The 25,781-nt window shown below is 69.5% G+C and carries 26 protein-coding genes and 1 riboswitch; of the genes, 14 read left to right on the top strand and 12 right to left on the bottom strand.

Annotated features, from left to right (window positions below):
• Positions 1 to 111 precede the first annotated feature (111 nt).
• The gene (locus AB5J56_RS23015) at positions 112 to 486 is read left to right on the top strand and encodes a cyclophilin-like fold protein (protein WP_369234657.1); all 375 of its coding nucleotides are present in this window, start codon (positions 112 to 114) and stop codon (positions 484 to 486) included.
• A 49-nt stretch (positions 487 to 535) separates the two neighbouring features.
• Here the strand turns inward: AB5J56_RS23015 and hisC are convergent, their stop codons facing one another.
• The gene (gene hisC, locus AB5J56_RS23010) at positions 536 to 1,615 is read right to left on the bottom strand and encodes a histidinol-phosphate transaminase (protein ID WP_369234656.1); all 1,080 of its coding nucleotides are present in this window, start codon (positions 1,613 to 1,615) and stop codon (positions 536 to 538) included.
• A gap of 409 nt (positions 1,616 to 2,024) precedes the next feature.
• Between hisC and AB5J56_RS23005 the strand changes: the two genes are divergently transcribed.
• The 3 genes from AB5J56_RS23005 (at position 2,025) to AB5J56_RS22995 (ending at position 5,515) form a co-directional block, all read left to right on the top strand.
• A complete protein-coding gene (locus AB5J56_RS23005) occupies positions 2,025 to 3,137 on the top strand; it encodes a LacI family DNA-binding transcriptional regulator (protein WP_369234655.1) in 1,113 nt (370 codons plus the stop codon).
• Between the two features lie 256 nt (positions 3,138 to 3,393).
• On the top strand, positions 3,394 to 4,467 hold the full coding sequence (locus tag AB5J56_RS23000; protein ID WP_369234654.1) for a metallophosphoesterase: 1,074 nt from the start codon (positions 3,394 to 3,396) through the stop codon (positions 4,465 to 4,467).
• Positions 4,468 to 4,648: 181 nt separating this feature from the next.
• Positions 4,649 to 5,515, top strand: a complete 867-nt coding sequence (locus AB5J56_RS22995) for a hypothetical protein (protein ID WP_369234653.1) — start codon at positions 4,649 to 4,651, stop codon at positions 5,513 to 5,515.
• A gap of 81 nt (positions 5,516 to 5,596) precedes the next feature.
• Here AB5J56_RS22995 and AB5J56_RS22990 read toward each other — a convergent pair whose 3' ends face one another.
• Positions 5,597 to 7,069, bottom strand: coding sequence for a VWA domain-containing protein (locus AB5J56_RS22990; RefSeq protein ID WP_369234652.1), 1,473 nt, complete (start codon positions 7,067 to 7,069; stop codon positions 5,597 to 5,599).
• Positions 7,070 to 7,254: 185 nt separating this feature from the next.
• Entirely contained in the window at positions 7,255 to 9,057 is a 1,803-nt protein-coding gene (thiC, locus tag AB5J56_RS22985; RefSeq protein ID WP_369234651.1) for a phosphomethylpyrimidine synthase ThiC, read from the bottom strand.
• A riboswitch (TPP riboswitch) is annotated at positions 9,050 to 9,206 on the bottom strand. It overlaps the preceding gene by 8 nt.
• A gap of 71 nt (positions 9,207 to 9,277) precedes the next feature.
• Here thiC and AB5J56_RS22980 point away from each other — a divergent pair.
• Positions 9,278 to 10,774, top strand: a complete 1,497-nt coding sequence (locus AB5J56_RS22980) for a YibE/F family protein (RefSeq protein WP_369234650.1) — start codon at positions 9,278 to 9,280, stop codon at positions 10,772 to 10,774.
• A 90-nt stretch (positions 10,775 to 10,864) separates the two neighbouring features.
• Here AB5J56_RS22980 and AB5J56_RS22975 read toward each other — a convergent pair whose 3' ends face one another.
• The 4 genes from AB5J56_RS22975 to AB5J56_RS22960 form a co-directional block, all read right to left on the bottom strand.
• Positions 10,865 to 11,302 carry an SsgA family sporulation/cell division regulator gene (locus AB5J56_RS22975; RefSeq protein ID WP_369234649.1) on the bottom strand — a complete coding sequence of 146 codons (438 nt, stop codon included), beginning with the start codon at positions 11,300 to 11,302 and terminating at the stop codon, positions 10,865 to 10,867.
• 96 nt (positions 11,303 to 11,398) lie between these two features.
• A complete protein-coding gene (locus AB5J56_RS22970; RefSeq protein ID WP_369242708.1) occupies positions 11,399 to 12,133 on the bottom strand; it encodes an IclR family transcriptional regulator in 735 nt (244 codons plus the stop codon).
• Between the two features lie 412 nt (positions 12,134 to 12,545).
• A complete protein-coding gene (locus tag AB5J56_RS22965) occupies positions 12,546 to 12,758 on the bottom strand; it encodes a DUF5326 family protein (protein ID WP_369234648.1) in 213 nt (70 codons plus the stop codon).
• 161 nt (positions 12,759 to 12,919) lie between these two features.
• The gene (locus AB5J56_RS22960; protein WP_369242706.1) at positions 12,920 to 13,237 is read right to left on the bottom strand and encodes a cupin domain-containing protein; all 318 of its coding nucleotides are present in this window, start codon (positions 13,235 to 13,237) and stop codon (positions 12,920 to 12,922) included.
• 58 nt (positions 13,238 to 13,295) lie between these two features.
• On the opposite strand from AB5J56_RS22960, the gene AB5J56_RS22955 reads away from it, so the two are divergent.
• From AB5J56_RS22955 to AB5J56_RS22935, 5 genes are all read left to right on the top strand, one after another.
• Positions 13,296 to 13,676: a phage holin family protein gene (locus tag AB5J56_RS22955; protein WP_369234647.1), complete on the top strand. Its 381-nt coding sequence runs from the start codon at positions 13,296 to 13,298 to the stop codon at positions 13,674 to 13,676.
• 9 nt (positions 13,677 to 13,685) lie between these two features.
• The gene (locus tag AB5J56_RS22950) at positions 13,686 to 14,177 is read left to right on the top strand and encodes a low molecular weight protein-tyrosine-phosphatase (RefSeq protein ID WP_369234646.1); all 492 of its coding nucleotides are present in this window, start codon (positions 13,686 to 13,688) and stop codon (positions 14,175 to 14,177) included.
• Positions 14,174 to 15,325 (top strand): cystathionine gamma-lyase, encoded by a 1,152-nt coding sequence (locus tag AB5J56_RS22945; RefSeq protein ID WP_369234645.1) that lies wholly within the window; start codon positions 14,174 to 14,176, stop codon positions 15,323 to 15,325. Before AB5J56_RS22950 ends, AB5J56_RS22945 begins: the two co-directional genes overlap by 4 nt.
• Before the next feature lie 250 nt (positions 15,326 to 15,575).
• Positions 15,576 to 16,481 (top strand): LysR family transcriptional regulator, encoded by a 906-nt coding sequence (locus AB5J56_RS22940; protein WP_369234644.1) that lies wholly within the window; start codon positions 15,576 to 15,578, stop codon positions 16,479 to 16,481.
• A 58-nt stretch (positions 16,482 to 16,539) separates the two neighbouring features.
• Positions 16,540 to 17,022, top strand: coding sequence for an NUDIX domain-containing protein (locus AB5J56_RS22935; protein WP_369234643.1), 483 nt, complete (start codon positions 16,540 to 16,542; stop codon positions 17,020 to 17,022).
• 16 nt (positions 17,023 to 17,038) lie between these two features.
• Here AB5J56_RS22935 and AB5J56_RS22930 read toward each other — a convergent pair whose 3' ends face one another.
• Together AB5J56_RS22930 and AB5J56_RS22925 are read right to left on the bottom strand one after the other, a co-directional pair.
• Complete coding sequence (locus tag AB5J56_RS22930) at positions 17,039 to 18,601, bottom strand: globin domain-containing protein (RefSeq protein WP_369234642.1); 1,563 nt, start codon at positions 18,599 to 18,601, stop codon at positions 17,039 to 17,041.
• A 418-nt stretch (positions 18,602 to 19,019) separates the two neighbouring features.
• Complete coding sequence (locus AB5J56_RS22925) at positions 19,020 to 19,652, bottom strand: HAD family hydrolase (RefSeq protein WP_369234641.1); 633 nt, start codon at positions 19,650 to 19,652, stop codon at positions 19,020 to 19,022.
• A gap of 148 nt (positions 19,653 to 19,800) precedes the next feature.
• On the opposite strand from AB5J56_RS22925, the gene AB5J56_RS22920 reads away from it, so the two are divergent.
• On the top strand, positions 19,801 to 20,667 hold the full coding sequence (locus tag AB5J56_RS22920) for a GNAT family N-acetyltransferase (protein ID WP_369234640.1): 867 nt from the start codon (positions 19,801 to 19,803) through the stop codon (positions 20,665 to 20,667).
• Between the two features lie 7 nt (positions 20,668 to 20,674).
• Here AB5J56_RS22920 and AB5J56_RS22915 read toward each other — a convergent pair whose 3' ends face one another.
• The gene (locus AB5J56_RS22915) at positions 20,675 to 21,106 is read right to left on the bottom strand and encodes a heme-binding protein (RefSeq protein ID WP_369234639.1); all 432 of its coding nucleotides are present in this window, start codon (positions 21,104 to 21,106) and stop codon (positions 20,675 to 20,677) included.
• A 145-nt stretch (positions 21,107 to 21,251) separates the two neighbouring features.
• Positions 21,252 to 22,460 (bottom strand): MFS transporter, encoded by a 1,209-nt coding sequence (locus AB5J56_RS22910; RefSeq protein WP_369234638.1) that lies wholly within the window; start codon positions 22,458 to 22,460, stop codon positions 21,252 to 21,254.
• 143 nt (positions 22,461 to 22,603) lie between these two features.
• Between AB5J56_RS22910 and AB5J56_RS22905 the strand changes: the two genes are divergently transcribed.
• Both AB5J56_RS22905 and AB5J56_RS22900 read left to right on the top strand, forming a co-directional pair.
• Complete coding sequence (locus AB5J56_RS22905) at positions 22,604 to 23,068, top strand: MarR family winged helix-turn-helix transcriptional regulator (protein ID WP_369234637.1); 465 nt, start codon at positions 22,604 to 22,606, stop codon at positions 23,066 to 23,068.
• Positions 23,069 to 23,077: 9 nt separating this feature from the next.
• The gene (locus AB5J56_RS22900) at positions 23,078 to 23,530 is read left to right on the top strand and encodes an N-acetyltransferase family protein (protein WP_369234636.1); all 453 of its coding nucleotides are present in this window, start codon (positions 23,078 to 23,080) and stop codon (positions 23,528 to 23,530) included.
• A 102-nt stretch (positions 23,531 to 23,632) separates the two neighbouring features.
• Here AB5J56_RS22900 and AB5J56_RS22895 read toward each other — a convergent pair whose 3' ends face one another.
• Positions 23,633 to 25,018: a serine hydrolase domain-containing protein gene (locus tag AB5J56_RS22895; protein WP_369234635.1), complete on the bottom strand. Its 1,386-nt coding sequence runs from the start codon at positions 25,016 to 25,018 to the stop codon at positions 23,633 to 23,635.
• Between the two features lie 186 nt (positions 25,019 to 25,204).
• Here AB5J56_RS22895 and AB5J56_RS22890 point away from each other — a divergent pair, with 186 nt between their 5' ends.
• Positions 25,205 to 25,768 (top strand): dihydrofolate reductase family protein, encoded by a 564-nt coding sequence (locus AB5J56_RS22890; protein ID WP_369234634.1) that lies wholly within the window; start codon positions 25,205 to 25,207, stop codon positions 25,766 to 25,768.
• Positions 25,769 to 25,781: the final 13 nt, after the last annotated feature.

The following is a 25,781-nucleotide window of genomic DNA, read 5'->3' as shown; positions in this document are numbered from 1 at the left end:
CTGGTCCCTGGCACCGTGGACCGGTTGCCCCCGGCGCGAAGGGGCGCCGAGAGGGCGATCGCTCCCGCGGGCCCCTTGGCAAGAACTTCAACATCTTGTTGAATCCGCTCCATGCAGATACGGATCTCCTGGCCCGCGGGAAACCTCACCGCGACCCTCGACGACACCCCGACCGTCCGGTCCCTCGCCCGGGCACTGCCGCTCGTCTCCACCGCCCGCACCTGGGGCGAGGAGGTCTACTTCGACACCGGCGTCTGTGCCGCCCGCGAGGACGGCGCCCGCCAGGTCGTGGAGCCGGGCACCGTGGCCTTCTGGACGGACGGCGACGCCCTCGCGCTCCCCTACGGGCCCACGCCGGTCTCGCGGGGCGACGAATGCCGCCTCGCGAGCCCGTGCAACCTCCTCGGCCGCCTCGACGGCGACCCGCGCCGGCTGGCCACCGTGCGCGACGGTGACCCCGTACGCGTGGAACTCCTGGAGGACTAGCGCCTGTCCGGCGGATCACGTCGCGGCCGAGGAGCAGACCCGTCCGGGCTCAGAGCTCCTGGCGGAACCCCTCCGTCACCTTCAGGAAGATGTCGTTCGCCTCGGTCTCGCCGATGGTCACCCGGACACCCTCCCCGGCGAACGGCCGCACGACGACCCCGGCCTGCTCGCAGGCGGCCGCGAAGTCGAGCGTGCGCTCCCCCAGCCGCAGCCACACGAAGTTGGCCTGCGTCTCGGGCACCGTCCAGCCCTGTCCGCGCAGCGCCTCGACCACGCGCGTGCGCTCGCACACCAGCGAACCGACCCGGCCCAGCAGCTCGTCCTCGGCGCGCAGCGAGGCGACCGCGGCGTCCTGCGCCAGCTGGCTGACCCCGAAGGGCACCGCCGTCTTGCGCAGCGCCGCCGCCACCGGCTCATGGGCGATCGCGAAGCCGACACGCAGGCCCGCGAGGCCGTACGCCTTGGAGAAGGTGCGCAGCACACAGACATTGGGGCGATCGCGGTAGAGCTCGACGCCGTCCGGCACGTCGTTGTCGCGGATGAACTCGCGGTAGGCCTCGTCGAGCACGACCAGCACGTCACCGGGCACCCGGTCGAGGAACCGCTCCAGCTCGGCCCGGCGCACCACGGTGCCGGTCGGGTTGTTCGGGTTGCAGACGAAGATCAGCCGGGTCCGGTCGGTGATCGCGTCCGCCATCGCGTCGAGATCGTGCACATCGCCCGGCGTCAGCGGCACCTTCACCGAGGTCGCGCCGCTGACCTGGGTGATGATCGGGTACGCCTCGAAAGACCGCCAGGCGTAGATGACCTCGTCGCCGGGGCCACTGGTGGCCTGGAGCAGCTGCTGCGCGACCCCGACCGAGCCGGTGCCGGTGGCCAGGTGGGTGAGCGGGACGCCGAAGCGCTCCGACAGCTCGTTCATCAGGCCCGTGCACGCCATGTCCGGGTACCGGTTGAAGCTGCCGGCCGCGGCGGTCACGCTCTCCATCACGCCGGGCAGCGGCGGATAGGGGTTCTCGTTGGACGACAGCTTGTACGCCACCGGACCCCCGGCCGCGGCGGGCTTGCCGGGCTTGTAGGTGGGAATTCCCGCCAACTCGGCACGCAGCTTGGGGCTCGTCTCGCTCACCGCAGTCCTCCTCGTGACCCGCACCGGCTCATGAACGCCACCGGCTTCCAATGCTTCTCACCTTATGAGGATTCGGCGCCGGTGCGAATGGGCTGTGGACAACCACATGCGCCCCACGGGCATCACCGCACGAAGGCGGACGAAACGGGGGGCGCGCCACTTATTTCGGTACGCGCCGGTGGCTCGCGCCGTGGCGCGCATCCCTCGTGAAGGTGAGTTGAGACCTCTTCGAAACATCGCCGACTTGGCAGGCCTATGCGTGCCGACAAGTCACGTCCTGCCATTGGATCGTTCAACTCCCTTTGTTTCCAAGGCAGTTAAGCGCAAATGACCATGCAGAAACGTGCCTGTCAACGAGTGCATATGCGTCCGCACTACCCCACCGCATGAGCCCTACTATCGGCTCGCCATGACAGCAGCAGGGAAGCACCAGGTGAGCCGGGCGGAGACCACCCGCCGAGGCGGTCGACCGGGCCGAGCGGGCATCAGAGACGTGGCCGCGGCCGCCGGAGTCTCGATCACGACTGTCTCGGACGCCCTCAACGGCAAGGGCCGGCTCCCGGACGCCACCCGACGCCATGTCCGCGAGGTCGCCGACCGGCTGGGCTATCGCCCGTCGGCCGCGGCCCGAACCCTCCGTACCGGCAAGTCGGGCCTGATCGGCCTGACTGTGACGACGTACGGGGATGAACCTTTCACCTTCACCGAGTTCGCGTACTTCGCGGAGATGGCGAGAGCCGCCACCTCGGCAGCGCTCGCCCGGGGCTACGCCCTGGTCATCCTCCCCGCGACCTCGCGCCACGACGTGTGGTCGAACGTCGCCCTGGACGGCACGGTCGTCATCGACCCGTCCGACCAGGACCCGGTGGTCAGCGAGCTGGTCCGGCAGGGCTTACCGGTCGTCTCCGACGGCCGCCCGGCCGGCTCGCTCCCGGTCACCGCGTGGGTCGACAACGACCACGAGGCCGCCGTCCTCGGCATCCTCGACCACCTGGCCGACGCCGGCGCCCGCCGCATCGGCCTCCTGACCGGCACCACCACCGACACCTACACCCACCTCTCCACGACCGCATACCTGCGCTGGTGCGAGCGGGTGGGCCAGGATCCGGTGTACGAGGCCTATCCGGCGCACGATCCGTGCGCGGGCGCCGTGGCCGCCGACCGGCTGCTCGCCCGGCCCGACCGCCCCGACGCCGTCTACGGGCTCTTCGACCCCAACGGCACCGACCTGCTGGCCGCGGCCCGGCGCTACGGCCTGCGCGTACCGGACGACCTGCTCATCGTCTGCTGCAGCGAGTCCACCGTCTACGCCGGCACCGAGCCGCCCATCACCACCCTGTCCCTCAAGCCGCGCCGGATCGGCACCGCGGTGGTGCAACTCCTCATCGACGCCATCGAAGGGCTCGAATCGGACCAACCGGTCGAGCAGGTGATACCGACCGAGCTGATCGTGCGGACATCCTCCGAGCGCCGCTCGCCGCGGACGACGGTCAGTCCGCCCCGGTCGCCCGAGGAGGAGTAAGCGGTTGCGGGCGTCGGCGGCCGGTGGTCGGCGTCCCGCGGAGCTCCGGCGGGGCGTCAGGGGGACGTCCCGCACGGAAAGGCCCGCCCAATTCGGGCGAAAACCCCGGTGAACTGGGCTCCTTCTCCGATTCACCACCCCTGGGTCATCACATGGCGCGATCCGCATTCCTATGATGGGCCCACGACACCGCGGGCCGCTGCGACCAGGCAGTCCGAACGGGTGCAGATGCGGCGCGATGGTGGTGGAGGGGTCGATGACTCAGGGGGCCGGTCAGGGACCCGAGGTGGTGCGGACGGACACGTTGCGCGACTTCCGGGTGCCCGCGTACGTCCACGAGACCGGTCCGTATGCGCAGACCACGCCTCCCGGCGAGGCCACTGGACCGGTCGTCGCACCCGAGGGGTACACGCCCACGCGGCGCGATCTGCCCGTCATCAACCGGGGTGACACGGTTCAGGTGATCGTCGACCCCGAGGCCGTACCTGCGGCGCCCCAACCGGACGACGGGCCCGGTCCGCTGTACGTCGTGGGCGACGTGCACGGCTACCTCGACGAGCTGGTCCTCGCACTCCACGAGCAGGGCCTGATCGACACCTCGGGCCACTGGTCCGCCGGCACCTCCCGGCTGTGGTTCCTCGGCGACTTCACCGACCGCGGCCCGGACGGCATCGGCGTCATCGATCTCGTGATGCGGCTGTCCGCCGAAGCCGCCGCGGCCGGCGGCTACTGCAAGGCGCTCATGGGCAACCACGAGCTGCTGCTGCTCGGCGCCAGGCGGTTCGGCGACACCCCCGTCAACTCCGGCGCGGGAACCGCCACCTTCCAGGCCGCCTGGCTTCTCAACGGCGGCCAGAAGACCGACATGGACCGCCTCCAGGACCACCACCTCCAGTGGATGGCCCGCCTCGACGCCATGGAGCAGGTCGACGGACACCTCCTGGTGCACTCCGACACCACCGCCTACCTCGACTACGGCGACTCCATCGAGGCGGTCAACGACAACGTCCGCGAAGCCCTCACCCGTAATGACGCGGACGAGTGCTGGGACCTCTTCCGCAAGTTCACCAAGCGCTTCGCCTTCCGCGACGACGGCGGCGCCGAGGCCGTCCGCGAACTGCTGGGCGCCTTCGGCGGCAACCGCATCGTGCACGGTCACAGCCCCATTCCGTACCTTCTGGGCGAGGTCGGCTCCGAGGACGGCGAGGACGACACGGGCCCCGTGGTCGAAGGACCGCACGTCTACGCCGACGGTCTGGCCATCGCGATGGACGGTGGAGTGACCATGGCCGGAAAGCTGCTGGTCCAGCAACTTCCGCTGGGTAGCTGAGCGTTCAACGGGCAGGCGTCCCCCTCGAAGGACTTCGCTGGCCAGAGGGCAATTTCCGGAAACCCCCTGTCACCGCGTGCCGTCACCGCTCTACCATCGGCTTATCCGTAGCAGGCTCCCCTCCGTTTCTGCCCGACGGCTCGTCAGCGTGCGAGCCCCAAGCCCTACGGAGCATCGGGGGATGCACATGAACAGCGTTCCGCAGCACCTGCTGAGCGAGGACCGCCAGGAATACGAGCGGATCCTCGATGAGGCGCTGCGCTCCGCACCACACCGCCCTGAACTGGCCGCTGTGGGACAGCGGCTCAACCCCGAACAACTGCGCACCATGGCGCTCAACGCCACCGTGCTCATCACGGCGGCCGCGGCGACGGAGTACCAGCACTACGTGAACATCCGAGAGGAACTGCGCCAGCCGGCGCCGTCCCCCGCCACGATGAGCGAGGAGGCCGGTTCCACGGAGCCGGGCGCGGCAGCGGTGGGGCTTGCCGCCACCATGGGCGAGGTGGGCGAAACCGCCGGTGCCGGCGCCGGCGCCGTCGTCGCGGTGCTCGCCCCCGTCCTCGCCGGCACCGCCGCGGCGATCTTCCTGCTCGTGGGCTACATCCTGACGATGCTCAAGCCCGAGCCGACCATCGCCAAGACCCTCCTCACCACGGGGTGGGTCTTCGGTGCCATCACCGCGGCCGCCATCCTGGTCGCCGCGGTCGGACTGCTGCTGACGGCACTGCGCAACAGCTCCTCCTCCGTCCGTGCCGGAGCACGCAGCGAGCTGTACGAGGAGGTGGCCCGGGCCAGGGAAGCCTGGCACGACGCCCTGCTGGAGCACGGCATCCTGCCGTTCCTCCGGGAGGCGCTCGCCGATCCGGGCTCGGCAGCCCTGGGGCGCCGCCCCTCACCGGCGCCCAGCCGCATCCCGCAACTCGGCTATGACCGGCCGGGGTTCAGCAGCCCCGACGGCGGGCCCGCGGCGGGCCCGCGGCCGAGCTTCTCCAGCCCGGACTTCTCCAGCCCGGACTTCGGGGGGCCCGAGCACCAGCCGGAGTAACGCCCGGAAGCCGGGCCCGCATCCCATGAGCGCGGGCCCGGCTTCCGGCGTGCGCGGATACGGGTGGGCCCGCTTCAGGCTTCAGGCGATGCCCTGTTGCCGCGCCGCGGTGATCCAGGACGGGAACTCGGAGAGAAGCCGGTCGTACAGCTCCGGGTCCGGGACTGTACTGATGTCGTCCACGGCGAAGAACCCGACGTTGTCGACGCGCCGGCCCGGCAGCGTGTCGAACCGTTCGAGCACGCCGTAGTTGGACCGCCCCAGCCCCACGAACTGCCAGAAGATCGGCTCCTCCACCGCTTCGCGCAACTCCTTCTCGATCTCCTTGTTGCGGTAGACACCTCCGTCGGAGAAGAACAGCACCAGCGTGGGATCGGCGGCCGGATTCTCCCGCACATACGTGCGAACCTCGGCGATCACCTTCTGTTCCTCGTTCTGGATGCCGACCGCCCGCATGTCCACCTGTCCGGGCAGCAGACCCTTCTTCGGCTTCTTGCGGCGGAACAGCGTCAGCTCGCCGACCCGTACATGGAGCTCCAGCCACTGCGGCAGTTCACCCAGGGTCAGATCCGGCAGCCGCGCCGGATTGGAGGCGAACGTCCAGGCCTGCATCACCCCGTCGTCGTCCAACTGGGCGGAGACCGCGGCCATCCGCTCCACCACGTCGGCGACGACCCCCTTCGAGTACAGGAACGACATGGAGCCCGAGGCGTCGAGCACCAGCAGGACGCGCGCCGTCACCCCCGCCGCACCGTGCTTCCTGAGGCTGACCGCCACCTGCTCCTTGCGCAGGGAGAGCCGCTTGCGCATGTCGACCGGCAACCGCTCCTCACCCTTGCTGAGGCGTGGGGCCGCGGCGGGGGCGGGCGATGCCGCTTGCGGTACGACGGCTGGGGGCGCCGCAGGTGTGGGCGGCATGGGCATGGCTGTCGGCGGGGCCGCCGGCGCGCCGGCGGACGCGGGCGGGTACGCGGCCGCCTGCGCGGTCGCGGAGGCGCCCAACTCCGCCTGTGGCTCCGTCTCCTCGTCGACACTGATGCCGAAGTCGGTGGCGAGGCCGGCGAGTCCGGACGCGTATCCCTGTCCGACCGCGCGGAACTTCCACCGGCCCGCGCGCAGATACAACTCCCCGCCGATGAACGCCGTTTCCGTCGTCGCCTCCATCTCGAACCGCGCGATCTCGTCCTGTGTCCCGGCGTCGAGCAGCCTGAGCGTCAGTCCGGTGAGGTCGCCAAAGGTCCCGCCGTCGGCCGAGGCGCCCAGGACGACTCGCTCGATGCCCGGCTCCAGGGCCCGCAGATCCACCTCGACCGTGTCCGTCGTCGCCCCCGCGTCCCGCCGCTTGCCGAGATGGCGTACGGCGCCGGAGGCGTGCTGCGGCTGGTTGTAGAAGACGAAGTCGCCGTCGTCGCGCACCCTTCCGTCAGCGCCGAGCAGCAGCGCCGAGGCGTCGGCGTCCGGCGCACCGGGTCCCCCGGACCAGCCGAGCACGGCCTGAACAGCGGCGGCGTCAACCGGCAGGTTGCCGCCCTTGCTCATCGAGGTCGAAGTCATGCGGCCAGTCTGCCCACAGAATCCGGCCCCGGGCCCGTCCGCTGCACATCCCGGTGCAGCGGACGGCTACCGGTCACGGACCAAGGCAGAAGCCTCAGTCCGTCATGAACCACGGTGGGAGCCTCAGCGTCCGACACGAACCACGGTGGGAGCCTCAGCGTCCGACACGAACCACGGTGGGAGCCTCAGTCCGCCAGCGGCAGATAGACCCGGTTGCCCGCGGCCGCGAACTCCTTCGACTTCTGCGCCATTCCCTCCTCGACCTCCGCCTTCGTACCTCCGTGTTCCCGGCGGATGTCCTGCGAGATCTTCATGGAGCAGAACTTCGGGCCGCACATGGAGCAGAAGTGGGCCGTCTTGGCGGGTTCTGCCGGCAGTGTCTCGTCGTGGAACTCCCGTGCCGTGTCGGGGTCGAGGGCCAGGTTGAACTGGTCCTCCCAGCGGAACTCGAAGCGGGCGTCCGACAGTGCGTCGTCCCACTCCTGTGCGCCCGGGTGTCCCTTGGCGAGGTCCGCTGCATGGGCCGCGATCTTGTAGGTGATGACGCCGGTCTTGACGTCGTCACGGTTGGGCAGGCCCAGGTGTTCCTTTGGCGTGACGTAGCAGAGCATGGCCGTGCCCCACCAGGCGATCATCGCGGCACCGATGCCGGAGGTGATGTGGTCGTACGCCGGCGCGACGTCCGTCGTCAGCGGGCCGAGCGTATAGAACGGAGCTTCATCACAGATCTCCTGCTGAAGGTCGATGTTCTCCTTGATCTTGTGCATCGGAACATGTCCCGGGCCCTCGATCATGGTCTGAACATTGAAACGCTTCGCGATCGTGTTGAGTTCCCCGAGCGTCCTCAACTCGGCGAACTGCGCTTCGTCGTTGGCGTCCGCGATCGACCCGGGCCTGAGGCCGTCGCCGAGCGAGTACGTGACGTCGTACGCCGCGAGGATCTCGCACAGCTCTTCGAAGTTCTCGTAGAGGAAGCTCTCCTTGTGGTGCGCCAGACACCACGCCGCCATGATCGAGCCACCACGCGAGACGATGCCCGTCTTGCGGTTCGCGGTCAGCGGCACATATGGCAGACGCACGCCCGCGTGGACCGTCATGTAGTCCACGCCCTGCTCGGCCTGTTCGATGACCGTGTCCTTGTAGATCTCCCAGGTCAGCTCCTCGGCGCGGCCATCCACCTTCTCCAACGCCTGGTAGAGCGGCACGGTGCCGATGGGGACGGGGGAGTTGCGCAGGACCCACTCGCGCGTGGTGTGGATGTTGCGGCCGGTGGACAGGTCCATGACCGTGTCGGCGCCCCACTGGGTCGCCCAGGTCATCTTGTCCACCTCCTCCTCGATGGAGGAGGTGACCGCGGAGTTGCCGATGTTGGCGTTGACCTTCACCAGGAACCGCTTGCCGATGATCATCGGCTCGATCTCCGGGTGGTTGACGTTCGCCGGAAGGACCGCGCGACCCGCCGCGATCTCCTCACGGACGACCTCGGGGTCGACGTTCTCGCGGACCGCCACGAACTCCATCTCGGGCGTGATCTCCCCGCGCCTGGCGTACGCGAGCTGCGTCACCGCCTGCCCGTCCCGGCCCCGGCGCGGCTGGCGCGGCCGTCCGGGGAAGACGGCGTCGAGGTTCCGCAGGCCCCCGCGCGGCGAGGTGTGCTTGATCCCGTCGTCCTCGGGGCGGACGGGCCTGCCCGCATACTCCTCGGTGTCGCCGCGGGCAATGATCCAGTTCTCACGCAGGGGCGCCAGGCCCCGGCGTACGTCGGTGTCGACGGTCGGATCGGTATACGGGCCGGAGGTGTCGTACAGCGTGACGGACTGCCCGTTGGTGAGGTGCACCTGACGAACCGGCACCTGGAGGTCGGGGCGCGAACCCTCGACATACCCCTTGTGCCAGCCGATGGACTTCCCGACCTCGCCGTTTTCGGCAGGGGCGGTCGCCCCGTCCGTCTGGCTGGAGGCAGGCGTGCGTACGTCCTTGTTGGTCATGAGACCTACTCCCTACGCCGGCATTACCCGGTAACAGGTTCGGCGGTCGACGCAGCGGCTTCCGTCCTCCGATGTTTCATGTGAAACATCGCTGGGACGAAGGTCAGCGCCCTCTCAGCCCGGTGCTCCGAGCTCCCGCGTGTGCAAAGGTGCCTCCACGCTAGCGTCATATCTGGCGCGCTGAACAGAGGGCCCCTGTCGTTCTTGCGATGATCGGTCGGTGACCACGATGCAGCAGCCCCCGTTTCCGCCGTCCGAGCCGCCCCGCGGCCAAGGCCCCGGCAACGGGCACGGGCACGGGCACGGCCAGGGCGGAGGCCATGGAGGAGGCGGTCATGGCCCGGGACCTGGTGACGGGCACGGTCCGGGACCGGGTGACGGACACGGCTCCGGCCACTCGCACAGTCACAGCCACGGCCCCGCCGCCCCGGTCTCCCAGCATCTGCGCAAGGTCATCGCCGCGATCCTGATCCCGTTCGCGGTCGCGGTCGTCGTCGGTCTGGTGGTGCTGTGGCCGGGCGGCGCCCCCGCGCACGAACGCACGGGTGTCGGCTTCGACCGCCAGACCCAGCAGGCCACGGTGACCGCGGTCGACAAGGTGGACTGCAAGTCGGTGAACGCCTCCGGGGACACCCCGACCGGCGACACCTCCACCGCCGAGGGCTCGTCGGCACAGCAGGAGGCGACCGGCGACTGCAAGAAGGCGACGATCCGGATCGACACCGGCAAGGACAAGGGCCGCACGTTCACGGAGATCGTCCAGCCTGACCAGTCACGGCAGTTGCACGAGGGCGAGAAGGTCGTGGTCGCCTACGAGCCCTCCGCGCCCAAGAATCTGCAGTACTCGGTCGCTGACGTGAACCGAAAGTTCCCCATGGCGCTGCTCGCCGGGATCTTCGCGCTCGCCGTCGTGGTGGTGGGCCGCCTGCGCGGTGTGATGGCGCTCGTCGCGCTGGCCGTCAGCTTCATGATCCTGACGCTGTTCATCCTCCCCGCGATTCTGCAGGGCTCGAATCCGCTGGTCGTGGCGGTGGTCGGGGCCAGTGCGATCATGCTGATCGCGCTCTACGTGTGCCATGGTCTGTCGGCCCGTACGTCGGTCGCCGTGCTCGGCACGCTGCTCTCGCTGCTGCTGATCGGCATCCTCGGCTCGGGGTTCATCGACTGGGCCGCGCTGACCGGCAACACGGACGACAACACCGGCCTGATCCACGGTCTGTACCCGTCCATCGACATGAGCGGTCTGCTGCTGGCGGGCGTCATCATCGGTTCGCTCGGTGTGCTTGACGATGTGACGGTGACCCAGACGTCGGCCGTCTGGGAACTGCACGAGGCCAACCCGACATTGGGCTGGCGCGGGCTGTACCGCGCGGGCATCCGGATCGGCCGCGACCACATCGCCTCGGTCGTCAACACGCTCGTCCTCGCCTACGCAGGCGCCGCCCTGCCCCTGCTGCTGCTCTTCTCGATCGCGCAGAGCAGTGTGGGCGCGGTCGCCAACAGCGAGCTGGTGGCCGAGGAGATCGTGCGCACCCTGGTGGGCTCGATCGGTCTGGTCGCCTCGGTGCCGGTGACCACCGCGCTGGCGGCCCTGGTGGTCTCGGCGGACCGCTCGGCAGGGACGGACGCATCGGCCCCGGCGTCAGCACAGGGACAGGCACAGGCGAGCACGCGGACTCCGGTGCGCGGCGGCAAGGGACGCCGCCGCAAGCACTGAAGCCGAAGCTGAAGTCGAAGCCGTCCTGCGTCTGGAAACGTTGCACCATGTGAGTGGCGAAGCGTTACTCCACTGTCGGCGACGCGGACTTCAGCCCGCACTCTGCTCCTCCGCCAGGATGCGGTGCAGCGCCTGGTCGAGGTGGGCGTCGTAGTCCGCGAGGGAGCGCTCCTGCCCCAGTGGCACGAGCTTGTCCGTGCGGTCGAGGAACGCCACGAGCGGCGCCGCACCCGACCGGAACAGCGCCTGGTCACAGCCCACCTGAAGCCGGATCAGCACCTCGCCGAACGCCTCCGGGTCGGCCGGCGCGATGTGCACATCGCCGTCGCCGCACGGCCGGCCGACGCCGTCGATCAGCAGCTCCCGTCCGAACGCCCAGGTCACCGGGGCGTCACCGGGCAAGTGGAAGGTCAGCCGCACGGCGTACGGATCACAGGTCTCGTATCGCAGCTCCACCGGAATGCGGAAGGAGAGCTCCTCCGACACGAGGAAGCTCATCATGACCTCTGCCTGTACCGACTCGCGCATCGCCTACCCCGTCGTTGCCGTCGATTGGCCAGGAATCGTCCCTGACGCTGATGAAATATTGCTCACCGTGCACGACAGATCACAAGGAGTGAGTTTTCAGATGCTGATAGAGATGGCGAGTGTCCCTAGTAGCCTTCCGATCTCGTCCTGCAACTGGCGCGCCGCGGGCAGCAGTCGATGGGCCTGGTGGGAAGGCACGGAAATGGCCATCGTCGCGGCGGTAGAGCCGGCCGTGAGGGGGATCGCGGCACAGAGCGCGCCCAGCGCGTACTCCTGCCGCTCGATGACCGGTTCCATCCGTCCCACCCGTTCCAGGCGCCGCAGCAGGGTGCGGTCGTCACGCACCGTGTACGGGGTGATGGACTGCACGGGATAGCGGTCGAGGTGGTCGCGGCGGGCCTTCTCGTCGAGCTGGGAGAGCAGGCACTGGCCGATCGCGTGGGCATGGCCGGTCTCCCGGAAGTCGGCCCACTCCTCGACCGCGGGATTGCCCGGGGTGTCGGCGACGTGGATGACCTCGATCTCGCCGTCGCGGTAGATCGCGTAGTACACGGGCACACCGATCGAATCGCGCCAGTGGGCGAGCGCGTCGCTCATCGTGCTGCGACGTTTCTGCTGCGCTCCGCTGCTGCTCAGCCGCTCGGCGGCCTCGCCGAGGAAGAACAGGCCCTTCTCGCGGCGCAGATAGCCCTCGAAGGTCAGTGTGCGCAGCAGGTGGTATGCCGTGGGGAGCGCGAGGCCCGCCTCACGGGCGAGCTGTTTGGCCGGGGCTCCGTGCTCGCGGGCGGCGACGGCCTCCAGAAGGTGCATCGCCCGCTGGACCGAACCGATGAGGGTCGTGGGGTGCGGTTCCGAAGGCGGGTCGTGTGCCTCCGAGGGCGACGTCTGCGGCTGAACAGGCAGGCCGTGCGCCCCTTCTCGGGTGCGCGGCGGGGCCGGCACGGCGGGCGGGGTGGGTGCCGTCGGCGGGGTTCCCCGCTGGGCGGGTGGAGCGTGCGGTTCTGCGGGTGTGATGTCAACCGTGGCCAAGGGTCGCTCCCGAAGCGCGAGGGGGGCCGCCCGTGCGGGGGAACACGGGAGGGGGCTGTGCGCTGCCCGCGGGGGATCGGCCCCGCGTCGAATTCCGGACTTTAACCGCCCGTCGGCGCTGACAGACGGCCCAGCCGGAAAACTTCCCTCGCCAGGGGGAACCTTCGCTTCCTGATACCGGCTTCCCCGTTACCGGTCGCTCACCCGGTCGGTATCACCAGTCGCTGCGCGACGACGAGCTCGACATGAACTTCCGTACGACATAGATCAGTCCGCCGACGAGCGCGACGAAGATCAGCGCCTTGAAGAGCAGTCCGACGACGAAGCCGACGATGCTCGCTATGAGGCTGCCGAACACGAACAGGGCGATGATCGGCACCGCGACCCACTTCACCCACCACGGCATACTCGCGAAGATCTCTCGCATCGCTCTCGTCCTTCTCTCTGCCCAGTGACGAGCCCGTTTCCGAGTCTCGTGTCCAGTCTCCGATGTCCTGCACACGATGCTAGGGGCGGAAAGGGAGCAACGGGGGCCTCGCAGCCCTTGTCCTCCCCTGACCCTCCCCCTAGGGAACCCTGAGGCCGACGTCAGCTCTCCGGTGGAGAGAACACCACCAGAACCCGCAGGTCCTCGGTGATGTGATGGAACTTGTGGGCGACCCCCGCGGGTACGTAGACGACGCTGCCGCGCGCCACCTGGGTGGTCTCCAGACCGACCGTGATCGAGGCACGGCCGCTCACGATGAAGTACACCTCGTCCTGCTGGTGCGGCTTCTGCGGGTCCGGGTCGCCCGCGTCGAGCGCGTAGAGGCCGACCGACATGTTCCGCTCGCGCAGAAACTGCAGGTAAGCACCGTCATTGGCGGCTCGTTCCGCCTCCAGTTCGTCCAACCGGAATGCCTTCATCGATCTCGTCCGCCCTTGCCAGTGCTCGTAACCGATCTCTTCTGCCACGATCAGACACATGAAGAATTTCGTAGTCAAGACGATCGCCAACGCGGGGGCCCTGGCCGTCGCCGTCTGGCTGCTCGACAAGATCACCCTGACCGGCGACAGCACCGGCAAGAAGGTCGGCACGCTGTTGCTCGTCGCACTGGTCTTCGGCCTGGTGAACTTCCTGGTCAAGCCGATCGTGAAGGTGCTGACCTTCCCGCTCTTCATCCTCACGCTGGGCCTGATCACCCTCGTGGTGAACGCCCTGATGCTGCTGCTCACCTCGTGGCTGGCCGACAAGTTCGACCTCAGCTTCCACGTCGACGGCTTCTGGACCGCCGTTCTGGGCGGCCTGATCATCTCGATCGTGTCCTGGGCACTCAACGTCGTCCTTCCCGACGGCAAGGACTGAGAGCATCCGATGCCCTACCGCGTCTGTTTCGTCTGCACCGGCAACATCTGCCGCTCGCCGATGGCCGAGTCCGTCTTCCGCACCCAGGTGGCACAGGCCGGACTCGATGGCCTGGTCGAGGTCGACAGCGCGGGCACGGACGGCTGGCACGAGGGCGACGGTGCCGACCCGCGCACCGTCGCCGTGCTGGAGGCAGGCGGCTACGACAGCGGCCACGCCGCCCGGCAGTTCAGGGCGTCGTGGTTCTCCCGCCTCGACCTCGTCGTCGCCCTCGACTCCGGCCATCTGAAGGCCCTTCGCCGCCTCGCACCCACCCAGGAGGACGCGGAGAAGGTGCGCCTGCTGCGCTCCTACGACCCCGCGGCCGGCGACGGCCTCGACGTCCCCGATCCGTATTACGGACGCATGGACGACTTCGAGGAGTGTCTTGAGATGGTGGAGGCGGCGGGCCCGGGGCTGCTCGCCGCGATACGGGAACAACTGGAGGGACGGGCAGCATGACGTCAGGGTCAGCGGATTTCGGCGCGGGCAGCGGTGACGGCACGCGCGCGGTGCGGGCCGGACTGCCCGAACCCGTCAAGAACGAGCCGACCCTCCCGGGTCCCGTCTTCGCCGCGCACTTCCATCTGCCCGGCGACCCGACCGGCCCGTACACCTACGGCCGTGACGAGAACCCCACCTGGACGCTCCTGGAGCGCGCCATCGGCGAGCTGGAGGCACCCGGGCAGGACGGCGTCGAAACGCTGGCCTTCCCCTCCGGCATGGCCGCCATCTCGGCGGTGCTCTTCTCCCAGCTGCGCGCCGGCGACATCGTGGTCCTGCCGGACGACGGCTACCAGGTGCTGCCGCTGGTGCGCGAGCAGCTGACCGCGTACGGCATCGAGGTGCGCACCGCGCCGACCGGCGGCGACGCCCAGCTGGAAGTGCTCGACGGCGCGAAGCTGCTGTGGATCGAGACTCCGTCGAACCCCGGGCTCGACGTGTGCGACGTACGGCGGCTCGCCGAGGCGGCACGCGCGCGTGGCGCCCTGGTTGCCGTCGACAACACCCTGGCGACCCCGCTGGGGCAGCGCCCGCTGGAGCTGGGTGCCGACTTCTCCGTGGCCAGCGGCACCAAGATGCTCACCGGGCACGGCGACATCCTCCTGGGCTACGTCACCGCGCGCGACGCCTCGCTGATGGCCCCCGTACGGCGCTGGCGGAAGATCGTGGGCGCGATTCCCGGGCCCATGGAGGCCTGGCTGGCGCACCGCTCGCTCGCTACGCTCCAGTTGCGCGCCGACCGGCAGAGCGCCAACGCCCTGACGATCGCCGAGGCGCTGCGCGGCCGGCCCGAGGTGACCGGGCTGCGCTATCCGGGACTGCCCGACGATCCCTCGTACAAGATCGCCTCGCAGCAGATGCGGCGCTTCGGGTGCGTGGTGTCCTTCACGCTGCCCACGCGCGCGCGTGCCGACCGTTTCCTCGACGCGCTGCTTCTCGTGGACGACGCGACGAGCTTCGGCGGGGTGCGGTCGACGGCGGAGCGGCGCGGCCGGTGGGGCGGGGACGCCGTCGCGGAGGGCTTCATCCGGTTCTCGGCCGGTGCCGAGGATCCCGAGGACCTGGTGGCGGATGTGCTGCGTGCGCTCGACGAGTCGGCGGATTGACCGCTTCCTGAGCGACCGGTCGGTACGCCGGATGCGCATGTACACGTCGACACGTGAGTACGGCACCCCGTACAACGGGCGGTCCGAGCCTCCCCCCTCGTGGCTCGGACCGCCCCGGTTCTGCGCGCGAAGAACCGCGCGAACAAGGCTAGTTGACTCTGTGTCAGTGTCCAATCACGGTAGCGACAGAGACCTATCGACTTATTTATAGTTGGGGCTCGGTCGGGGGTGCTGAGAGGGGAGGGGCACCATGGATTTGGCCCTGCTGCGCACGTTCGTGACGGTGCACCGGGCCGGCTCCTTCACCCGCGCCGCCGCACTGCTCGGGCTCTCCCAGCCGGCCGTCACCTCGCAGATCCGCACCCTGGAGCGGCAGCTGGGACGGCCGCTCTTCCTGAGGCAGGCGCGCGGAGTGACCCCCACGACCATCGGTGACGAGCTCGCGCACAAGGCCGCCCCGCACCTCGACGCCCTGGTCGAGATCGCCGAGACCGGCCTGGACGAGGACTCCTCCTTACGCACCCTGCACCTCGCCGGGCCACCGGAGTTCACCGCCGAACGGGCCCTGCCCGCGCTCACCGAGCTGACAGGCGACGACGGCCAGGGCTTCACACTGCGCGCCTCCTTCGGGAATGCCGAGGAAACCCTGGAGGGACTGGCCGCCGGACATCATGATCTGGCCATCAGTACGGCCCGTCCGAGGGGCGCGCTGCTCACGGCAACTCCGCTCTGCGACGAGGAACACGTCCTGGTCGCCTCTCCGCGCTGGGCCACCCGCATCGGCCCCGGCAAACTGCGCCGCAAGGGCGCCCACGTCCTGGAGGACCTTCCCGTCGTGGAGGTGCACGAGTCGCTGCCGCTCGTCGCCCGCTACTGGGCTTCGGTCTTCGACTCCCGCCCGGCCGCCTCGGGCACCGTTGTCGTCCCCGATCTGCGCGCAGTGCTCGGCTGCGCCGTCGCGGGCGCAGGCCTCGCGGTGCTGCCGCGTTATCTGTGCGCCGACGCCCTGGCACGTGGCGACATCGTGGCGCTCCTCGATCCGGCCGTACCTCCGCTGCGCACGTATTTCCTGGTGGTGCGCACCGGCACACTGGCCATGCCGCACATTGCGCGGGCGCACGAATGGCTGCTGCGTGCGGCGGCCGACTGGTCCTGAGGAAAGCTGTGCCGTTTCGCGATGTTTCACGTGGAACCAGCCGGGCCACATTTCTCCCATGACCGTTCGACCCGTGGTCAAGCGCACCGCCCGTGCCATCCTGCTCGACGGCGACGACCTGATCCTCATCAAGCGCACCAAGCCGGGCGTCGATCCCTACTGGCTCACACCGGGTGGCGGGGTCGAGCCGGAGGACACGACCGTCGTCGACGCGCTCCACCGCGAGGTGCACGAGGAACTCGGCGCGAAGATCATCGATGTGGTGCCGTGCTTCGTCGACACCGTCGAGCACATCGGCGACGACGGCGGCGCGACCGGCGTAAAGGTGCAGCACTTCTTCGTGTGCCGACTGGAGTCCATGGACCCGTCCCAGCGGCACGGTCCCGAGATGGACGAGCCATGCGGCGAGTACGAGATCGTGCGAGTGCCGTTCACCCGCGTCGGAATCGCCTCCGTCCATCTCGTACCGCTGTCCCTACGGCACTACCTCGACGGGAACATCGAGGGCGTACGAGCGATGCACGCGCCCGACCTGGGCTGATCCCGCCGCTACGCGATCAGTCCCCGGCCCCGACGAGCTCCTCCACCGAGTCGTGGCGGATACGGTCCGACGGGATGCCGATGTCCCTCAGGGCATCCAGACCGCTGCGGATCATGCCGGGCGGCCCGGAGAGGTAGGCGTCGTACTCGTTCCACGGTCCGTACTCGCGTACGGCGTCGGGGAGCTGGAGGTGGGCCTGCCGGTCGACGACCGGGCGCACCGAGAGCCAGGGGTGGCTCTGCTGAAGACGCAGCATCGTGTCGATGTCGTACAGGTCGTGGTCGGTGCGGGCTCCGTAGAAGACCTCGACCGGCCGCCGCTCCCCGTGCTCGGCGACGTCCTCGACCAGAGCCTTGATGGGCGCGATACCGGTGCCGCCACCGAGACAGAGCAGCCCGCTGTCGGTGGTGTGGTCGACCGTCATCGAACCGGCCGGCGGGCCGAGCCGGATGATGTCGCCGGGACGCGCGCGGTGCACCAGCGCGTTGGAGACCCAGCCCGCCGGGACGGCTTTCACGTGGAACGACAGCAGTCCGTCGGAGCGCGGCGAGGAGGCGAACGAGTAGTGCCGCCATATCCGCGGCCACCAGGGCGTCTCCAGGCTGGTGTACTGCCCGGCGAGGAAGGGGTACGGCTGATCGGGGCGGACGGTGACGACCGCGACGTCGGGGGTCCTGAGGTCGTGCGAGACGACCTCTGCGTACCACCAGGCCGGGGCCATCAGTTCGTCCGCGGCCGCCGCGTCGATCATGACCTGGGAGATCGTCGTGTACGTCCGCACCCATGCCGCTTCGGTCTCCGCGTCCCAGCTCTCGGAGGCGTACCGGCTGAGCGAGCCGATGAGGCACTCGCCGACGGCCGGGTAGTGCTCGGGCCGGGTGCCGTACTTGCGGTGGCCACGGCCGAGGTTCTGCAGATACGAGACGAGGACGGCGGTGTTGTCGATGTGCTCGGCCGCGGTCAGCAGCGCCTTCAGCAGCCGGTCCCGTTGAGTGTCCATCGCCGCGGGGAACAGCGGCCGCAGCTCCGGGTGCCGCACGAAGAGCAGGGCGTAGAAGTAGGAGGTGACCTTGTCGGCGACGGGGCCGACCTCGGCCATGGTCCGCCGGATGAGCACGGCGTCCGGCGATCCTTCGGGGCGGGGCGCGGGCCGCTGGGCGGGCACTCGCGGCTGAGGAGCGGGTGCGGGCCGCGGGGAGCCGGGCTCGGGCTGCGGAGGGCCTGACAGCGGCCGTACGGCGTCGTGGGCGGGCCCTGGCTCCGTGCGCACGGCTGCGTATGCGGGCGGCGGCTCCTGCTCGCGGTGTGCGGCCGCGTGTGCGGGCGGCCCCTGCTCGCGGTGTGCCGCTTCGCGACCGGGCCCTGCCTCGTCCGGAGCTGGGGATATTCGTTCCTGCTCCGGTGTGTCCTCGCGCGGAGCGGGGCGGCCGACCGGGCGCAGCCCGGCCAGACGGCCGCCCTCGGCCGCCTCCTGCCCTTCGACGGCAGGTTCCGGTTCCTTGTGCGGCGTGAACCAGCCGCCCCCGCCGTTGCCGCCAGAAGTGCCGTTGTCGGCCGGCGTGGTGGTCGGAGCGTCCATGGTCTGCCTCGCCTCGAACATCTTTCGGTCGGTCTGCGCACTTCCACGATCGGAAGCTGCTTGCTTTCCCCCGCAGACGGTTTGCTTTCCTTCCCCGTTCCCTCCCCGTCGGCCAATGCGGCCACATTCAACCCGGATTCCTGCCCTGTACGGACAAGTAAGACGAGAATGTGACATTGGCCGCACTGTCCTCATCGCAGCATCCCACTCCGCGTCAACGCCGAGTCGCATAACGGAAAATGCGGGTGTCCGATCTCTCCGTCCCGTTAGGCTGCATGGGTCTGCGTGCCCGTCCGACGGGACATGCGTACATCACGTCGGACGCGAACCGGAGTCGACCCTACCGGCAGGCGCGCCACAGACAAGTCCCCTGTTCCGTGGCCACCAATTGGCGGGGGCGAACGCTCAATTGCCTCATTTACACGGCACGTCGGACCAATTCATAGGCTTCCCACAGATCCAGCCCCGCGTAGGAGTGCGTGGCGAGGCTCGCCAGATGCTGGTCCGCGTTGATCGCGACTGATACCGGCAGGGCTTCGAAAAGGTCCCTGTCCGACAGCGAGTCGCCGTAGGCAATGCAGTCGGCCCGTTTCACCCCGAACTCTTCACAGAGCCGGTCCGCTATCTGCACCTTGGCCGCGGCGCTGAGAATGCCCGCCGGATCCACGGGCTCGGTGAACGGCAACGCGGGGAAACGTGAGCCGTACGCCGCGTGCGCGCCCCACTCCGTCAGCCGTTCCACGAAGAAGGAGGGCGAGAGGGAGACGACGGCGCAGTAGTCGCCCTGCCCCCTGATCTCCGCCCAGACGTCCTCGATACCGGACAACCACGGAGCCCCTGCGAAGGCCGCCGCCACGTGTGCCTCGGTCAGATCCGTCCACAGGGCATACACCTGCGCCGCATACTCCGGCGGGCCGATCCTCCCCGCCGAGATCGCCTGCTCGATCGCCACCGTCTCGGCTTCCAGCCCGATCTGCCGTGAGATCTCCAAGGGCGCGGTGCTTCCGTGCAGCAGCGTTCCGTCGAGGTCGAAGAGATGAAGTCTCGCCATAGGCGCCGAGGCTAGTGGGGCGCGTCGCTGTTTCACGTGAAACATCTGTCGGCGGTCCGCACAAGTGGGAGCCCGGCATGGCCAAAAGCCCCTCCATCACCCGGAAACCGGTGGACGTCGGGGGTGGGTGTCGGACAGCCTGACCTGCGTGCCGACACCTTTCCTCGCCGATCTGCCCATCCGCCGTCTGACGCTTCGGGATCTCACCGCCTGCGCCGACCTGTCCGAGGACCGGGGCTGGCCCCGCGAGGAACATAAGTGGGGCCTGCTCCTCGCAGCAGGAAGGGGCTACGGCATCGACGACCCCGACGGCGGTCTGGTCACGGCGTGCATCGTGACCGAGTACGGACCACAGGAACGCCCCGAGCTCGGCGCCATCGGCATGGTCCTCGTCGCCGAGCGGTACGCCCGCCAGGGTGTCGGCCGACGGCTGATGCGGCAGATCGTCGCCGGGATGGGCACCACTCCGCTGACCCTGCACGCGACGCCGTACGGCCGCCCGCTCTACGAAGAGCTGGGCTTCAAGGCCATCGGCCGGGCCGAGATGGTCCGCGGCCACTTCACTCCTCGCGGCTCGGAACCCGAGGTCGCCACGCGCCCTGCCACGGCCGAGGACCTCCCGGCGATCCTCCGGCTCGACGAGGAGGTCTTCGGCTCCGACCGCACCCACGTGATCACGCGGCTGCCCGCCTTCGCCGACCACCTGCTCGTGGCCGAGGACAGCGGCCGGATCACCGGGTACGCGGCGGCCTGGCCCAACATGGACACGCATGTGGTGGGCCCGCTGATCGCCCATGACACGGAGACGGCGAAGGCGCTGTTCGCCTCGCTGGCCGCCCGCACCGACCGACCGCTGCGCACCGACATCGACGTACGGCACGAGGAGTTGCTGGCGTGGGTGAAGGAACGCGGCCTGGCGCCCATCGCCTTCAACTCGGTGATGACGTACGGCATCTCGGAGCTGCCCGGCGACTGGACCCGGCGGTTCGCTCCCCTCACGGTGGCGGCGGGCTGAGTCGCCCCTACTCCTGGACGAGAGCCTCCACGGCGGCGACGGCGAATCCGTGGTCCTGCTCCGGCACCCCGCCGCCGACGCCGATCGCGCCGATCAGACGGCCGTCGCGGTGGACCGGGACACCGCCCGCGAGGAACAGCAGCGGCCGGTCGAGCGCCGTGGGCAGAGTGTGGAAGAGACCGTCCGGCCGGACCGCGTCGACGAGGTCGGCGGTGGCGCAGTCCAGCTGGAGGGCCGTGTAGGCCTTGCGGGTGCTGGTCTCCCCGGAGATCAGCACGGCCCGGTCGTCGCGCCGGAAGGCGAGCAGGTGGCCGCCCGCGTCGAGGACGCTGACGCTGACCGTGACCCCGGCGGCCTCGGCGGCACGGCGGGCCGCGGTGACGAGGAACTCGGCGTCCTGGATGGTCAGCGGGACGACAGCGGTGGTGGTGGTGCTCATGACGGGGTTTCTCCTTGTGGGGTGCTGCTTGCTGATGAGCATCGCGGGGTGATGCTCGATGGTCGGCGCCGTGAGGTGGTGCTCGACCGTGGGTGTGGTGGGGCGGTGCTCTCTGGTGGACGGCGGTCCGCTGGTCCGCGAGGGCTCAGTGGTGGACGGCCGTTCGCTGCTCCGTGGGCGCCCCGCCCGCGACGACCGTGCTGGATGCCTTAGCGCGGCGCTCCAGGGCGGCCGAGAGGAGGGCGAGGACCAGGGCACCGGCGGCGAGGACGGCGCCGACCCAGTTGGGGGCGGTGTAGCCGTACCCGGCCGCGATGACGAGGCCGCCGAGCCAGGCCGAAAGGGCATTGCCGAGGTTGAAGGCGCCGATGTTCACGGCCGAGGCCAGTGTGGGGGCGCCGTGAGCCTGGTCGAGGACACGCTTCTGGAGCGGCGGCACCGTCGCGAAGCCGAGTGCGCCGATCAACATGAGGGTGACGGCCGCGAGGATCTTGTTGTGCGCGGTGACCGTGAACAGGGCGAGCACAAGAGCCAGGCCGCCGAGGGACACGTACAGCATCGGCATCAGCGCGCGGTCGGCGAACCTTCCGCCGACCAGGTTCCCGCCGACCATGCCGAGGCCGAAGAGGACCAGCAGCCAGGTGACGGAGCCGTCGGCGAATCCGGTCACCTGCGTCATCATCGGCGCGATGTAGGTGACGGCCGCGAAGACACCACCGAAGCCGAGCACGGTCATCGCCATGGCCAGCAGGACCTGGACGTTCTTGAGAGCGGCCAGCTCGTGCCGCAGGTGCACGCCCTCGGGCTTGGGCATCTCGGGGACCAGCTTGGCGATGCCCAGCAGTCCGATCACGCCGAGCGCGGCGACACCGGCGAAGGTGACACGCCAGCCCGCGGACTGCCCGACGAGCGTCCCCAGGGGAACACCCACCACATTGGCGATGGTGAGGCCGCTGAACATCATGGCGATGGCACCGGCCTTTTTCTCGGGCGCGACCAGCTCGGCGGCGACCACCGAGCCGATACCGAAGAAGGCACCGTGGGCAAGCGAGGCGACCACCCGGCCTGCCAGCATCAGGCCGAAGACCGGGGCGACGGCGGAGAGCAGGTTGCCGAGGACGAACAGCCCCATCAGCAGCATCAGCATCCGCTTGCGGGGCACCTTCGTGCCGAGCGCGGTCATGATCGGGGCACCGAGCAGCACGCCCAGGGCGTAGCCGGTCACCAGCAGTCCGGCGGTGGGGATGGAGACACCGAAGTCGCCGGCCACCTCGGGCAGCACGCCCATGATGACGAACTCCGTGGTGCCGATTCCGAAGGCCCCGATCGCGAGGGCCAGAAGCGCGAGAGGCATGGGTGGATACACCTTCCCAGACGATTGCAGAAGCGCTTTGCGTGCGTTCACAATACTTGCAGACGCGGGCTATATGCAAGCGCGGTCTATTGCGGACGTGTTCTATGCTGGCTCTGAGCCGCTCCGGGACGGAGGAAGACGCCATGACAGCTACGGACCCCGCACTCACCGCCCTCGCCCAGGGTTGGTGCGCCCTCTCCCTGCTCCACGGGAGGATCGAGGCCCACATCGAGCGCGCCCTGCAGGCCAAGCACGACCTGAGCGTGCGCGAGTACTCCCTGCTCGATGTGCTCAGCCGACAGCACGACGGCAAGGGAGGCCATCTGCAGATGAAGCAGGTCGCAGACGCGGTCGTCCTCAGCCAGAGCGCCACCACCCGCCTGGTCACCCGCCTCGAGGACCGCGGACTGCTCTCGCGCTACCTGTGCCCGACCGACCGTCGGGGGATCTACACCGATGTCAGCGAAAAGGGCCTCAAGCTCCTCGAAGAGGCGCGGCCCACCAACGACGCGGCCCTGCGCGAGGCGCTCGACGAGGCGGCCGGCAAGCCCGAACTCGCCCCACTGGTCCGGGCCGTGGAATCGGCGAGCGTGCCCGCTCCTGCGTAGGCTGCGGCCATGGGAGATCTTGAGATACGACCCGCCGTCGCGGACGATGTCCAGGCCGTCGTCGCCATGCTCGCCGACGACCCGCTGGGCGCCCAGCGGGAGTCACCGGACGATCTGAGCCCGTACCTGGCAGCGCTGGAGCGACTCAACGGCGACCCGAACCAGCACGTGATGGTCGCCGTACGCGAGGGCCGTGTCGTCGGCACCCTCCAGCTCACGGTCATTCCCGGGCTGTCCCGCAAGGGTGCGACGCGCTCCCTCATCGAGGGCGTGCGGGTCCACGCCGACGAGCGCGGCAGCGGCCTCGGCACACAGCTCATCGAGTGGGCCATCGACGAATCCCGGCGCCAGGAATGCCAGTTGGTCCAGCTGACCTCCGACGTCACACGGACCGACGCCCGTCGCTTCTACGAGCGACTCGGCTTCACGGCCTCGCACGTGGGCTTCAAGATGGCGCTCTGAGAAGCCCCTCCAGAACGCCTTCCTCTGCTGGAACAGCTTTCTCCGTGCACGCCGAAGCGGCCTGTTTCACGTGAAACAGGCCGCTTCTTGCTGTCAGAGCGCCTACTGGATCCCTCTCCAGCCCTCGGGGTCCACTCCACCCGGCACAGGAGCCCCCTCCTCGTACGGCTGCCGCGTGAACACGAACGACCCGAGGTCCAGGTGGCTCACGGACCCGTCAGGACGCCGTACGGCCTTCAGTGGCTCCCCCGCGTAATAGCCGTCCTGTCCCGTCCAGGTGCCGTCGCCGTTGGCCCGGAACCGCGAGCGTCGGCCGTTGCCGGAGATCGGCCCCAGCGAGACACCCCCGTCGGTTGTCAGCCGCAGCGCATGGACCTGGGTCCCCCAGTACCACTGGCCCGCCAACTCCAGTACAGCCCCGTCGACTTCGGGCAACGGCCGCCACGGCTCCGGGAGCCGCGGCTCGGCCTCGGCCACGATACGGACGAGATCGGCGCCGACCGCCGCCACCGCGGGACCGGAGGTGCAGTTGGACAGCACGACGGCCGCGAGATCGTCCTCCACGCTGATGGCGAGGCTCGCCAGGAAGCCGGGAAGCGAGCCGCCGTGCCCCACGAGGATCCGGCCGTCCCGGTGCTGGACCTGCATGCCGAGACCGTAGGCGGTACCGGCCGCCACATCCTCGGGCTCGGCCGGCGCGGCGGGGGTCCGCATCTCCCGCACGGACCCGGCACTGAGTACCCGGTCGTCGCCCCGGGCAAGGAAGACCGCGAAACGGGCCAAGTCGCCCGTGGTGGACCAGAGTTGACCGGCCGGTGCCATCCGTCCGAGATCCTCGGACGGTTCCGGAAGCATCACGTCGGCCCAGGGGTGAACGGCCCAGCCGCCCGCGTGCGGCGCCTGCGGCTGCCCGCTTGTCCGGTGCAGCCCCAGCGGTTCGAGCACCTCACGTCGTAGAACGTCTTCCCAGGGGGCGCCCCGGAGTTCCTCGACCAGAGCACCCAGCAGTGTGTATCCGGGGTTCGAGTAGTGGAACCGGCGACCTGACGGATGCAAAAAGGGCTGCTCACCCAGGACGTCCGCGAGGTCGGGCCGCAGAGAGCCGGGGGTCCGCTCCCACCAGGGCGCGGGCGACTCGGCCGCCAGCCCGGCCGTGTGCGCGAGCAGTTGGGCGACCGTGGCTTCACCCGCGCCGGTCCCCGGAAGGTGCTTCTCCAGCGGATCGTCGAGGTCCAGCACGCCTTCGTCGCGCAGCCGCAGCACGAGGACGGCGGTGAAGGTCTTGGTGATCGAGCCGATCCGGTACTGCACGTTCTCGTCCGGCCCGTGCCCGTCCACCGAGGTCCGCGACCCGTGCCACACCGCCTCCCCGCCCCGGACGACCGCCGCGACCAGCGACGGCGCCCGCCCCTCGGCCTGTGCGGCGGCGATACGGTGCAGCAGAGCCCGCCGTGTGGTGGGAAGCAGTTCTTCCATGGATGTCGTCATGGCACCAGTCCACCCGGCCCGGCACCTCACGTCGAGCGCATTTGTCCGGGGTCGGCACACCAGGACGGGTCCGAGCAGGCGGACAGGGGGCACGAGGACTACATGCGAGCTCCGATCGCGCACCGATGAGTTTCCCGCGCCGCGCCGGTCTGTACGCGTGAGACCGACTCACGGAAGGCTGGTGCCATGCGGAAACTGATCTACGGCATGAACCTGAGCCTGGACGGCTACATCGCCGCGCCCGGCGACGACATCGGCTGGAGCGTGCCGAGCGACGAGCTGTTCCAGTTTTGGTCCGACCGGTTGCAGGCGACCGACCTGTCGCTGTACGGGCGCAAGCTGTGGCAGACGATGAGCTCCTACTGGCCGACCGGCGACCAGCAGCCGGGCGCCACCCCGGCGGAGATCGAGTTCGCGCGCCGCTGGCGGGACATGTCGAAGGTGGTGTTCTCCTCGACGATCGACAAGGTCGACTGGAACACCCGCCTGGTCACCGGCGACGCGGTCGCCGAGATCACCCGGCTCAAGGCCGAGGACGGCGGCCCGATGGACATCGGCGGCGCGACACTCGCCGGGGCGGCCATGCGGGCCGGGCTGATCGACGAGTACGTGCTGGCCACCGCGCCGGTCCTGGTGGGCGGCGGCACGCCGTTCTTCACCGCGCTGGACAACTGGGTGAACCTGAACCTGGTGGAGACGCGGACGCTTCCCGGCGGCGTGATCCTGACCAGGTACGAGACGAGGCGCTGAGCGCAGCCCGGGA

The organism is Streptomyces sp. R21 (assembly GCF_041051975.1).
Taxonomy (GTDB): domain Bacteria; phylum Actinomycetota; class Actinomycetes; order Streptomycetales; family Streptomycetaceae; genus Streptomyces.
The sequence above is the reverse complement of the archived record's forward strand: the minus strand, read 5'-3'. Positions and strand labels throughout refer to the sequence as shown.